The sequence below is a fragment of the Paraburkholderia acidipaludis NBRC 101816 genome (assembly GCF_000684975.1).
GTDB classification, from domain to species: domain Bacteria; phylum Pseudomonadota; class Gammaproteobacteria; order Burkholderiales; family Burkholderiaceae; genus Paraburkholderia; species Paraburkholderia acidipaludis.
The window spans coordinates 169192-181581 of record NZ_BAXZ01000009.1 but is presented as its reverse complement, the minus strand read 5'-3'; the positions used below and the strand labels follow the sequence as shown (position 1 = coordinate 181581).

The 12390-nt window shown below is 68.7% G+C and carries 10 protein-coding genes; 9 read left to right on the top strand and 1 reads right to left on the bottom strand.

Translation table 11 applies throughout. The features are described 5' to 3' along the window. Positions 1-108: 108 nt before the first annotated feature. From BAC01S_RS12720 to BAC01S_RS12700, 5 genes are all read left to right on the top strand, one after another. Positions 109-2238, top strand: a complete 2130-nt coding sequence (locus BAC01S_RS12720) for a 3-hydroxyacyl-CoA dehydrogenase NAD-binding domain-containing protein (RefSeq protein ID WP_027795111.1) — start codon at positions 109-111, stop codon at positions 2236-2238. A 39-nt stretch (positions 2239-2277) separates the two neighbouring features. Further along, positions 2278-3474 (top strand): acyl-CoA dehydrogenase family protein, encoded by a 1197-nt coding sequence (locus BAC01S_RS12715; protein ID WP_027795110.1) that lies wholly within the window; start codon positions 2278-2280, stop codon positions 3472-3474. A gap of 11 nt (positions 3475-3485) precedes the next feature. After that, positions 3486-4634 (top strand): acyl-CoA dehydrogenase family protein, encoded by a 1149-nt coding sequence (locus BAC01S_RS12710; protein ID WP_027795109.1) that lies wholly within the window; start codon positions 3486-3488, stop codon positions 4632-4634. Positions 4635-4726: 92 nt separating this feature from the next. Next, the gene (locus BAC01S_RS12705; RefSeq protein WP_027795108.1) at positions 4727-5953 is read left to right on the top strand and encodes a CaiB/BaiF CoA transferase family protein; all 1227 of its coding nucleotides are present in this window, start codon (positions 4727-4729) and stop codon (positions 5951-5953) included. A 100-nt stretch (positions 5954-6053) separates the two neighbouring features. Further along, positions 6054-8159, top strand: coding sequence for a VTT domain-containing protein (locus tag BAC01S_RS12700; protein ID WP_245616581.1), 2106 nt, complete (start codon positions 6054-6056; stop codon positions 8157-8159). A 42-nt stretch (positions 8160-8201) separates the two neighbouring features. On the opposite strand, the gene BAC01S_RS12695 is transcribed toward BAC01S_RS12700, so the two are convergent. Further along, entirely contained in the window at positions 8202-8465 is a 264-nt protein-coding gene (locus BAC01S_RS12695) for a hypothetical protein (RefSeq protein ID WP_245616580.1), read from the bottom strand. 139 nt (positions 8466-8604) lie between these two features. On the opposite strand from BAC01S_RS12695, the gene BAC01S_RS12690 reads away from it, so the two are divergent. The 4 genes from BAC01S_RS12690 to BAC01S_RS31175 all read left to right on the top strand — a co-directional run bounded on the left by BAC01S_RS12690 (position 8605) and on the right by BAC01S_RS31175 (position 12364). Beyond that, positions 8605-9696, top strand: a complete 1092-nt coding sequence (locus BAC01S_RS12690; protein WP_027795105.1) for a Dyp-type peroxidase — start codon at positions 8605-8607, stop codon at positions 9694-9696. Next, positions 9689-10489 (top strand): family 1 encapsulin nanocompartment shell protein, encoded by an 801-nt coding sequence (locus tag BAC01S_RS12685; RefSeq protein WP_027795104.1) that lies wholly within the window; start codon positions 9689-9691, stop codon positions 10487-10489. The genes BAC01S_RS12690 and BAC01S_RS12685 overlap by 8 nt, the downstream gene beginning before the upstream one ends. A gap of 155 nt (positions 10490-10644) precedes the next feature. Beyond that, a complete protein-coding gene (gene ppnP / locus BAC01S_RS12680; RefSeq protein ID WP_027795103.1) occupies positions 10645-10965 on the top strand; it encodes a pyrimidine/purine nucleoside phosphorylase in 321 nt (106 codons plus the stop codon). Positions 10966-11005: 40 nt separating this feature from the next. Continuing rightward, a complete protein-coding gene (locus BAC01S_RS31175; protein WP_043202081.1) occupies positions 11006-12364 on the top strand; it encodes a chloride channel protein in 1359 nt (452 codons plus the stop codon). The last annotated feature ends 26 nt before the right edge of the window (positions 12365-12390 follow it).

Below are 12390 nucleotides of genomic sequence, written 5' to 3'. Positions count from 1 at the left end.
CAGCTAATGTGATTGTCAATGAACCTTGGCGAGCCCAGAATCGAACGAACATCCGATAATCGGGCGCGCCTCCTTGCGCCGCCCGGATCGACTTCTGGAGACAAGACCATGGCATCCGACACCGCTTTCCCCCCTGCTTCCCCGGTCACTCACGAACTCCGCGGCAAAGTCCTGCTGGTCACGGTGGACAATCCGCCCGTCAACGCCCTGGGCGTCGAAGTGCGGCGCGGCCTCGCCGCCGCCATCGAACACGCCGAATCGAACGACGCCGTGCAGGCCGTCCTGATCGTCGGCGCGGGGCGCAACTTCATCGCCGGCGCGGACATTCGCGAGTTCGGCAAGCCGCCTCAGCCGCCCGCGCTGCCCGACGTCTGCAACCGCATCGAAGCCAGCCGCAAGCCGGTGGTCGCCGCCGTCCACGGCGCCGCGCTCGGCGGCGGCCTCGAAGTGGCGCTCGCCGCGCATTACCGTCTCGCCGTGGCGGGCGCGAAGCTGGGCCTGCCCGAAGTGCAGCTCGGCCTGCTGCCCGGCGCGGGCGGCACGCAGCGCACGCCGCGCCTGATCGGCGCCGAGGCCGCGCTTTCGCTGATGCTGAGCGGCCGCCATGCCAGCGCGCAGGAAGCGCTCAAGCTGGGCCTTGTGGGTCGCCTTGGCGCGAGCGACGACGTGCTCGCCGAAGGCCTCGCCTACGCCCAGGAACTGCTCGCCGCGCACGCGCCGGTGCGCCGCACGCGCGACGCGCAGGGCCTTGCGAACCGCGAAGCCGCCCAGGCCGCCATCGAAGCCGCGCGCGCCGACACCGCGAAGAAGTCGCGCGGCCTGTTCTCGCCGATGAAGATCGTCGAGTGCGTGGAAGCCGCGCTGAACGAATCCTTCGACGAAGGCCAGCGCTTCGAGCGCAAGCAGTTCCTCGAATGCCTCGAAAGCCCGCAGCGCGCGGGCCTCGTTCACGCGTTCTTCGCCGAACGCGAAGTGCAGAAGGCGCCGGAAACGAAGAGCGCAACGCCGCGAGCGCTCGCCAGCGTGGGCGTGGTGGGCGGCGGCACGATGGGTGCCGGCATTGCGGTGGCGGTACTCGACGCGGGCCTGCCCGTGACGATGATCGAGCGCGACGACGCCTCGCTCGCGCGCGGCCGCGCGCATGTCGAAAAAGTCTACGACGGTCTCATCGCCAAGGGCCGCATGACGCCCGAAGCGAAGGCGCAGATTCTCGCGCGCTTCTCGGGCAGCACGTCCTACGATGCGCTCGCCAAGGTCGATCTCGTGATCGAGGCGGTATTCGAAGACATGGACGTGAAGAAAGCCGTGTTCGCCGAACTCGACCGCGTCTGCAAACCCGGGGCCGTGCTGGCCACCAACACCTCGTACCTCGACATCGACGCCATCGCCGCCAGCCTCTCGCGTCCGCAGGACGTCGTGGGCCTGCACTTCTTCTCGCCCGCGAACATCATGAAGCTGCTGGAAGTGGTGGTGCCGAAGCAGGTCTCGGCCGACGTCGTGGCCACCGCCTTCGAGCTCGCGAAGAAGCTGCGCAAGGTGCCCGTGCGCGCGGGCGTATGCGACGGGTTCATCGGCAACCGCGTTCTGGCCGTGTACCGCGCCGCCGCCGATCACATGATGGAGGACGGCGCCTCGCCGTATCAGATCGACAAGGCCGTGCGCAATTTCGGCTACCCGATGGGCCCCTACCAGGTGAGCGATCTCGCGGGCGGCGACATCGGCTGGGCCACGCGCAAGCGTCGCGCGGCCACGCGCGATCCGAAAGCACGCTACGTGCAGATCGCCGACCGCATCTGCGAGCGCGGCTGGTTCGGGCAGAAGACGGGCCGCGGCTACTATCTCTACCCCGACGGCGCGCGCACCGGCACGCCCGACCCGGAAGTCGAAGCGATCATCGCCGCCGAGCGCGAGCGCGCGGGCATCACGCCGCGCACCTTCACCGACGAGGAAATCATGCGCCGCTACATGGCCGCGATGATCAACGAAGGCGCGAACGTCGTGCACGAAAAGATCGCGCTGCGCCCGCTCGACGTGGACGTGACTTTCCTCTACGGCTATGGCTTCCCGCGCTACCGCGGCGGCCCCATGAAGTACGCGGACACCGTGGGCCTCGACAAGGTACTCGCGGACATCCGCGAGTTCGCAAAGGAAGACCCGCTGTTCTGGCGCCCCTCTCCGCTCCTCGTGGAGCTGGTGGAACGCGGCGCGAATTTCGCGAGCCTGAACGAGTCGGCGTGAATGAGCGCACGCACACGCCCTTGATGGAGTGAAACAAGCATGGACCTGAAATTCACGGCGGAAGAAGAAGCCTTCCGCACCGAGGTACTGGACTTCCTGCGCGAGCGCCTGCCGCAGCGCATTGCCGAGAAGGTGCGCAACGGCCGTCACCTCACGCGCGACGACATGGCCACGTGGCACGCGACGCTCAACGAGAAGGGCTGGCTCGCGAACCACTGGCCGAAGGAGTACGGCGGCCCCGGCTGGACCGCGGTGCAGAAGTTCATCTTCGAGAACGAATGCGCGATTGCGGGCGCGCCGCGCATCGTGCCCTTCGGCGTGAACATGCTCGGGCCCGTGCTGATCAAGTACGGCAGCGAGGAGCAGAAGCGCTACTGGCTGCCGCGCATCCTGAACGGCGCCGACTGGTGGTGCCAAGGCTACTCGGAGCCGGGCGCGGGCTCCGACCTCGCCTCGGTGCGCACGACCGCCCAGCGCCAGGGCGATCATTACATCGTGAACGGCCAGAAGACGTGGACCACGCTCGGCCACTACGCGAACATGATCTTCTGCCTCGTGCGCACGGCCACCGACGTGCGCAAGCAGGAAGGCATCAGCTTCCTGCTGGTCGACATGAACACGCCGGGCATCGAGGTGCGCCCCATCGTCACGCTCGACGGCGAACATGAGGTGAACGAAGTGTTTTTCACCGATGTTCGCGTTCCGGCGGCGAACCTCGTGGGCAAGGAAAACAAGGGCTGGACCTATGCCAAGTATCTGCTCACCTACGAGCGCACGAACATCGCGGGCGTGGGCTTTTCGGTGGCGGCGCTCGCGCGCCTGAAGCGCGCGGCACGAAAGCTCACGCGCAACGGCAAGCCGCTTGCCGACGATCCGCAGTTCGCCGCGCGCATGGCCAAGGTCGAGATCGATCTGGAGAACATGAAGACGACGAACCTGCGCGTGATCGCCGCCGTGGCCGGCGGCGGCGTGCCGGGCGCGGAAAGCTCGATGCTGAAGATTCGCGGCACCGAGATCCGTCAGGAAATCTCGTCGCTGCTGCGCCGCGCGATGGGGCCTTACGCGGCGCCGTTCGCCGAAGAAGCGCTCGAAGAAGGCTACGCAGGCGAGGCCATTGGCCCCGACGAGGCCGCGAGAGCCGCCGCGCAGTACTTCAACAACCGCAAGCTGTCGATCTTCGGCGGCTCCAACGAAATCCAGAAGAACATCATCTCGAAGATGATTCTCGGTCTTTAAGAGGTCCGGCCATGAACTTCCAGCACACCGAAGACCGCCGGATGCTCGCGGACACGCTCAACCGTTTCGTCGCCGAGCAGTACGGTTTCGACACACGCGATAAAATCGCGCGCTCCGCGGAGGGCTTCAGCATCGACATGTGGCGCCGCTTCGCCGAACTCGGCGTGATCGGCGCGCTCTTTCCCGAGGCGCAGGGCGGCTTCGGCGGCGCGGGCTTCGATATCGCGGTCGTATTCGAGTCGCTTGGCCGGGGGCTCGTGGTCGAGCCGTTCCTCGACACGCTGATCGTCGGCCGCGCGCTCGCGCACGCGGGCAGCGAAGCACAGCAGGCGCAGATCGCCGCGCTCATCGACGCCTCGCAGATCGCCGCCTTCGCGCACGACGAGCCGGGTTCGCACTACGAAGCCTCGCGCGTGGCTACGCGCGCCGAAAAGCGCGGCGACGGCTGGGTGCTGAGCGGCGCGAAGGGCGTGGTGCAGCACGCGGAGCATGCCGACTTGCTGCTCGTTTCTGCGCGGACCGCAGTGGCCCAACCCGGTGGCGAGTTCGACGAAGCCGGCATCTCGCTCTTCCTCGTGCCGCGCAACGCGCCTGGCGTAAGCGTGCGCGGCTACCGGAAGATCGACGGCGGCCGCGCGGCCGAAGTCGCGCTGAACGACGTGCAGGTGGGCGCCGAAGCGCTCGTGGGCGCGGAGGGCGGCGGCTTCGCCGCGCTCGAGCATGCGACGGGCTACGGCCTGCTCGCGCTCGCCGCGGAAAGCCTGGGCGCGATGGATGTCGCGCGCGACTACACGCTCGACTACCTGCGCACGCGCAAGCAGTTCGGCGTGCCCATCGGCAGCTTCCAGGCGCTGCAGCATCGCATGGCCGACGTACTGCTCGAAATCGAGCAGGCACGCTCCGCGGTCATCAATGCGGCGGCGGCCGTCGATGCGCCGCGCGGCGAACGCGAGCGCGCGCTTTCGGCGGCGAAGTACACGATCGGACGCACGGGCGCGCGCGTGGCCGAGGAATCGATCCAGCTGCACGGCGGCATTGGCATGACGTGGGAGCTGCCGCTTTCGCATTACGCGAAGCGTCTCGTGATGATCGATCACCAGCTTGGCGACGAGGATCATCATCTGGCGCGCTACATCGCGCTGGGCCGCGCCGCGGCCTGAAGCGCGGCACTCGCGAAAGCGCACCGCGCGGTGCCCCTACCGCGCCCAACCCGGCGGACCGAGCGCCCGCCAACGAACGAGGAACACTGCCGATGCAGACCGAAAGCAGGACACCGGGCACGAGCCTGCCGCTCGCCGGCGTGCGTGTGCTCGATTTCTCCCGCGTCCTCGCGGGGCCGTGGAGCGGCATGGTGCTCGGCGATCTCGGCGCCGAAGTCATCAAGGTCGAGCACCCGGAGCGCGGCGACGACACGCGCGACTGGGGCCTGCGCATCGGCCAGACCGAGACCGCGTATTTCAACAGCGTGAACCGCAACAAGCGCTCGATCACGCTGGACCTGCAGACGCCCGAGGGCCAGCGCATCGCGCGGGACCTCGCGAAAACCTGCGACGTCGTGATCCAGAACTTCAAGTTCGGCGGGATGGAGAAGCTCGGTCTGGGCTACGAGCAGATGAGCCGCGAGAATCCGCGCCTCATCTATTGTTCGATCTCGGGCTACGACCGCACCGGCCCCGAAGCCGCGCGGCCCGGCTACGACCTCGTCGTGCAGGGCGAAGCGGGCCTGATGGCGATGAACGGCGAGGCCGGCCAGCCGCCGCTGAAGTTCGGCGTCGCGGCCGTCGACCTGTTCACCGGCATGTACTCGGCGCAGGCCATGCTCGCGGCGCTCTTCGAGCGCGAGCGCACGGGGCGCGGGCGCCACATCGAAATGGCGCTGTTCGACTGCGGCCTGATGATCACGGCCTACTACGGGCTGGAGGCGCTCGTGATGGGCGAAGACCCGCCGCGCTACGGCAATGCGCACCCTTCGATCGTGCCGTATGGCGTGTTCGACGCGGCGGACGGCCCGCTCGTCATTACGGTGGGCAATAACAGCCAGTTCGAGCGCTTTTGCCGCGAGGTGATCGAGCGCCCCGACCTGGCCGACGACGAACGTTTCAAGACCAACCTCCTGCGCGCCCGGCATCGCGAGGCGCTGGTGCCTGAACTCACGCGCGAACTGGGCAGCCGCCCGCGCAGGCTGCTGCTCGAGCGGCTCGCGCGCGCGGGCATTCCATGCGGCGAGGTCGCCGGACTGCGCGAGGCGCTGCTATCGAAGCGCGCGACCGACGCGGGCCTCGTGACCGAGCAGCCGCATCCGCATACGGCCAGCGGCACGACGCCGGTGCTCGCGCCGCCGTGGCGCTTCGACGGCGAGCGCATGCCCGTGCGGCGCGCGCCTCCGCAGCTCGGCGAAGGCACGCGCGAGGTGTTGCAGTCGGTGCTGGGACTTTCCGACGAAGCGCTTGCCGGCCTGAAAGACAAAGGCGTGATCTGATTTCGCGGCTCCCTGGCGTCGCCTGAACGCCATGACCGTGCGATCCGTCACCCAATCGCACGCTCGGGGCGGCGCCCGGGTATATTGCGCATGACGCCCGGTGTCGGCATTCAGCTTCGGCATCGCGTCACCCGCTCCCGCCACCCGTTCCGCCCCCTCGATGGAGCACGCCTACGCTCACCTGCTGCACCTCCTCGCCGCCCATGCGGGGTGGACGCTCGCGTTCGTCTTCGTGGCCGCGTTCCTGGAGTCGCTCGCGCTCATCGGCACGTTCATCCCGGGCAGCACGGCCATGTTCATTGCGGGCGCCTTCGCGGGCACCGGCACGCTGAATCTCGGCTGGCTCTTTATCGTGGCCATTGCGGGCGCCGTGGCCGGCGACGCCCTGAGCTTCTGGGTCGGCCACCGCTATCGCGAATCGCTCGCCCAGATGTGGCCGTTCTCGCACTACCCGGCCATCTTCGCCAAAGCGCGGGCGTACTTCTCGCGGCACGGCGCGCGCAGCGTGATCCTCGCGCGCTTCATCGCGCCGCTGCGCGCCGTCGTGCCCATCGTCGCCGGCATGGCGGGCATGGCGCCCCTGCGCTTCCTCGTGATGAACGTCGCCTCGGCGCTGATCTGGGCGCCGGCGCACATCCTGCCGGGCGTGGTGTTCGGCGCGTCGCTGCAGATCGCGGGCGCCGTCTCGTTCCGCCTCGTTGTGATCGCACTGATCCTCGCCACCGCGCTCTGGCTCATCTGGCGGTTCGTGCGGATTCTGCTGCTGCACTTCGACGCGTGGGCCAGCGCCTCGCGCCGCAGCGTCGCGCACTGGGCGCAAGGCCACGAGGGTGCGGCGGCGCGGCGGCTCGCCCGGCTGCTCGACCCCGAGCAGCCGGCGCTCGGCGCCCTCGTCGTGGTCACGGGGCTCGTGCCGCTCGGCGCGGCCATCTTCTCGTACGTGCTCGACAACGTGCTGCACGGCGATCCGCTCGTCCAGGTCGATCAATCCGTGCGCCAGTTCATGCGCTCGATCCACACCGTCTGGGCCGACGCCGCGCTCGCGCGCGTGGAAACGCTCGGCAGCAGCCTGACGCTCGCCGCGCTGGTCGTGACGGTGACAGTCTGGATGACGCTCGAGCGGCGCTGGCGCACCATCGCGTACTGGATGATCGCGGCGACGTTTTCGCAACTGGTGATCCTCGCGATCCGGCTTGGCGTGCATCACGCGCCGCTCGCCGTCCGGAACGTCGAGACCTATGTGTTTCCGAGCGACCGCGTGGCGTCGATGGTGATCGTCTATGGCTTCCTCATGTTCCTGCTCGTGCGCCGCGCGAGCATGGCGGAAGCGGCGCTCGTCGCGGCGCTCGGCAACGGCATCATCGTCGCCGTGACTTTCGCCGGGCTCTATTTCGACCGCTTCCTGTTCTCCGACGCGATCGGCGGCGCCGCCCTGGCCTCGATCTGGGTCGCGGTCGTCGTGCTGATGTCGCTCTGGCGCTATCCGGAGCGGCCGCCGCAGCGCAATTTCGTGCCGCCGATCGTGCTGGCTGTGCTCGCCACGGCGTTCGTGCTGCAAAAGGGCGAGCCGCCGCGCGGCGCCGCACCCGCCGAGACCGCGCCGCCAATGGTCATCTCGCAGATGGACTGGAGCGACAGGCTGTGGAGAAACTTCGCGTGCTACCGCTTCGACATGAAAGGCGAGCGCCGCGAGCCCACGACGCTGCAATGGGCCGCGAGCGCGGACGATCTGCGCGCCGCGCTGCGCGCCGCGGGCTGGAGCGAGGGCGCCCGGCTCTCCATGCGCAACGTGCTCGCGCTCGTGGCGCCGCACGTGGACGTGATGACGCTGCCGCTGCTGCCGAGACTGAACAACGGCGTGCCTTCGCCGCTGGTGTTCGCGCGCGAGCCGGCGTCGAGCAGCCCCGGGCAGGCCGATGGAAAGCGCGACGTGCTGCGCTTCTGGCCGACCGGTTACGCGCTGAAAAACGGCGATGGAGGCAACGGCGCCGGCACGGTGCCGATCTGGACGGGCTCGTTGATCCACGAGCAGCTGCGGCGCGCCTCCTGGCCGTTCAACATCCTCTCGGCCTCCCCCGAGGAGGGCACCATCGCGCCCCCGCTCGCGGCGCCCGGCCAAAGCGCGCCGTGGCGCGTGCTGCAGGTGCCGGGCGGCGTGGGCTGCGAAGGGCGGCCGGTCATGCTGATCGTGTCCGGCAACCGCTAGCGCCTGCCGCAGCGCAGCATCGCGCGCGAACCGGCGGGCTGCCTACGCCCAGCTTCCCTTGGCATGAAAGCGGTCGATGCGCCGGCGGCCGTCGGCGTAGGCCGCGTCGAGCGCCGCGTCCGAGCCGGTGTAATTGCGCATCATGTCGTGGAAACGGATGCTCTGCCCTTCCAGATGCGCGTCCGCGCCATGCCGGCAGATATAGCCGCTGTAATGGAACAGCGGCTCCGGCGAGCGCGGCCCGAACGCGGGAATCGGCAGCACCCAGATCTCGAAGCCTTCATGCTCGGTGTGATCCCACATCATGCGTCTCCTCGAAGAAGATCCCGCTCATCCTCGCACGCGCCCCGCTCGGCCTGCAAACGCGGATTGCGCCAGTTGGCTAAACTATGCGCTCATCATGTTTCACCCTTTTACCACTCCCCGCCAGGCGATACCCCAGATCATGACGCCGTCTTCCGCCCCGCCCGCCCCCCAGGCTGTCTCCACCTCCGTCACGAAGAGCGCGTTCTTCCTCGTCGCGACGGTGAACGACGACGCCGCGAGCCGCGCCCAGGTGCGCGCCTGGTGCGCCGACGTCGCGAACCTCACGCGCGCCGTCGGCAAACGCGTGCCGAAGGGCAATCTCAGCTGCGTGGTGGGCTTCGGCTCCGCCGCCTGGGACAAGCTCTTCGGCGAGCCGCGCCCGGCCGAGCTGCACCCTTTCCGCGAGTTCGGCGGCGGCGAGCGCCTCGCGGTGGCCACGCCCGGCGACATCCTGATCCATATCCGCGCCGACCAGACCGATCTGTGCTTCGAGCTGGCCACGCAATTGATGAACCGCCTCGAAGGCGCGGCGGAGACAGTGGACGAAGTGCACGGCTTCCGCAACTTCGACATGCGCGCGATGATCGGCTTCGTGGACGGCACCGAGAACCCGGAAGGCGACGAGGCCGTGCACTTCACGGTGATCGGCGAGGCCGACCCCGGCTTCGCGGGCGGCAGCTACGTGCTGGTGCAAAAGTACCTGCATGACATGAAAGGCTGGAACGCGCTGCCGGTGGAGGCGCAGGAGCACATCATCGGGCGCACGAAGCTGCAGGACATCGAGCTCGAGCCGGGCGTGAAGCCGAGCTGGTCGCACAGCTCGCTCACGACGCTAGAAGACGCCGACGGCAGCGAGATCAAGATCCTGCGCGACAACATGCCGTTCGGCCGGCCGGGCCAGGGCGAATTCGGCACGTTCTTCATCGGCTACGCGCGCTCGCCGCAGCCCATCGAGCAGATGCTGGAGAACATGTTCGTCGGCAACCCGCCGGGCAACTACGACCGCCTGCTGGACTTCAGCCGCGCCGTGACGGGCGGGCTCTTCTTCGTGCCGTCCGAACCGCTGCTGGAAGCGCTGGCCGAACGCGAGCCCGGCGCCGCATCGGCCGCTACACCGGGCGCGCCCGATGCGTCTGACGAAATCGAACCCGAATCCGTCGCCGCCGCTGCACCGTCCGGCGACGGTTCGCTCGCTATTGGATCCCTCAAAGGAGCCCCCCGTTATGAATAATCTCCATCGCGATCTGGCGCCCATCTCCTCGGCGGCCTGGTCGCAAATCGAAGAAGAAGTCGCGCGCACCTTCAAGCGCTCGCTCGCGGGCCGCCGCGTCGTGGACGTGGACGGCCCCGGCGGCGCCGATCTCGCGGCTGTCGGCACCGGCCACCAGAACGGCATCGAGGCGCCGCTCGAAGGCATACGCGCGCGCCAGCGCGAGGTGAAGGCGCTCGTCGAACTGCGCGTGCCGTTCGAGCTTTCGCGCGACGCCATCGACGACGTCGAGCGCGGCGCCGAAGACTCCGACTGGCAGCCCGCCAAGGACGCGGCCACGCGCCTCGCCTTCGCGGAAGACCGCGCGATCTTCGACGGCTACACGGCCGCGCAGATCACCGGCATTCGCGAGGGCTCGTCGAACCCCGTGCTGACGCTGCCGGCCGACATCGCCGATTACCCCGCCGTGATCGCGAAGGCGCTCGCGGAACTGCGCCTGCAGGGGGTGGACGGCCCGTATGCGGTGCTGCTCGGCTCGGATGCCTATACGGCCGTGAGCGAAGCCAGCGACCAGGGCTACCCCATCCTGGAACACATCCGCCGGCTCGTGAACGGCGAGATCATCTGGGCGCCGGCGATCGAGGGCGGCAGCATCCTCAGCACGCGCGGCGGCGACTTCGCGCTGCACCTGGGGCAAGACCTTTCGATCGGCTATCTGAGCCACGACGAGAAGAGCGTGCGGCTCTACCTGCAGGAGAGCTTCACGTTCATGCTGCTGACCTCCGAAGCTTCGGTGACGGTCAAGCCGGAATAAGCGTCCGGCCGGACGTGCCAGACATGAGACTGGGGCGCCGCGAGCGCCCCAGTCTCATGCGGCATGGACCCGGCTTGCGCCACCAGCCTGGCCCGGCATGCCGCGCTGCCGGTATGATGTCGGGCTCATTCACGACGACCCAGAGGAACACCGCCATGACGGCCGCAACGCAATTCGACCAGGTTTCCGTTGTCAAACGCGCCAACGTCTACTTCGACGGCAAGTGCGTCTCGCACACCGTCCTTTTCGCCGACGGCAGCCGCAAGACGCTCGGCGTGATCCTGCCCGGTACGCTCAACTTCGGCACGGACGCGCCCGAGCTGATGGAAGTGCAGGCCGGCACATGCCGCATCCGCCTCGAAGGCAGCAGCGAGTGGCAGACATACGGCGCGGGCGAGTCGTTCCCGGTGCCGGGCAAGAGCCGCTTCGACATCGACGTGATCGAGACGCTCGACTACGTCTGCAGCTATCTGTAACACACCGCGCCCTGGCATCCCCATCGCCGGATTCGCCGCCATGCCGCAGACCCGCCTCGAAGCCGACCGTCCGCCCGCGCGCAGCCCGCTTCTCACGCTCGCGGTGGTGACCGTGCTGACGGGCATCGGCGCGGGTATCGGCGGCATGCTGCTCGCGATGCTGCTGCACGAAATCCAGCATGTCGCCTACGGCTACAGCCAGGCGCACATCATCAGCAACGAGAGCTTCCTGCAGGGCGTGACCGGCACCACGTCCGCGCGGCGCGTGGCGGTGCTGACGGTCTGCGGGCTGATCGGCGGCTTCGGCTGGTGGGCGCTCTATCGCTACGGGCGGCCGCTCGTGAGCATCAGCGCCGCCATCAAGCCCGGCGGCGCGCGCATGCCCCTCGTTGCCACGACCGTCCACGCGGTCTTGCAGATCGTCACCGTGGCGCTCGGCTCCCCGCTCGGGCGCGAGGTGGCGCCGCGCGAGATCGGCGCAGCGTTCGCGGCCTGGCTTTCGAAACGCACCGGGCTCACCGGCGCGGAACGCCGCGTGATGATCGCGTGCGGCGCCGGCGCGGGCCTCGCGGCGGTCTACAACGTGCCGTTCGGCGGCGCGATGTTCGTGCTCGAAGTGCTGCTCGGCACCTTCGGCTGGTCCGCGGCGATACCGGCGCTCACGGCCTCGGCAATTGCCGCCGTCGTCGCCTGGATCGGGCTAGGCGACGAACAGCAGTATCACGTGCCCTTCTATGCGATCAACGCGCAGCTCGTGGTGTTCTCCGCGCTGTGCGGGCCCCTTTTCGGCGCGGCCGCGCACGGTTTCACCCGCGTGACGGGCCGCGCGCGTGAAGCCTCCCCGAAAGACTGGCGCCTGCCGCTCTATTCGCTCGTGAACTTCGCGGCGATCGGCGTGCTCGCGATCGGGTTTCCGCAATTGCTCGGCAACGGCAAGGGCCCGGCGGGCCTCAGTTTCAAAGACGACCTCGGCATCGGCCTCGCCGCCACGCTGCTCGCGCTGAAGGTGGTCATCACGACCACGAGCCTGCGCGCCGGTGCGAAGGGCGGGCTGCTGACGCCGGGGCTTGCGATCGGCGCGCTGCTCGCCATCGCGATCGCCAGTCTGACGAATCACGTGTGGCCCGGCCTCGCAGCGGGCGCGTTCGCCATCGTCGGCGCGGCGGCGTTTCTCGCGGCGTCGATGCAGATGCCGGTCACGGCCGTCGTACTGATGCTCGAATTCACGCACGCCAACCACGACCTGGCCATTCCCATGCTGCTCGCCGTTGCCGGGTCGGTCGCCGCGCTGCGGCTCATGGCAAGGTCGCGTAGGCCTGCGAAGCAAATGGCCGAAGGGCAACGCGTGCGGCGTCTAGCAACGCCCGGGGAGACGGAGACGCGCGAAGCGTCGGATTGAGGGCCGAGGCCACCGAATACGAGGAC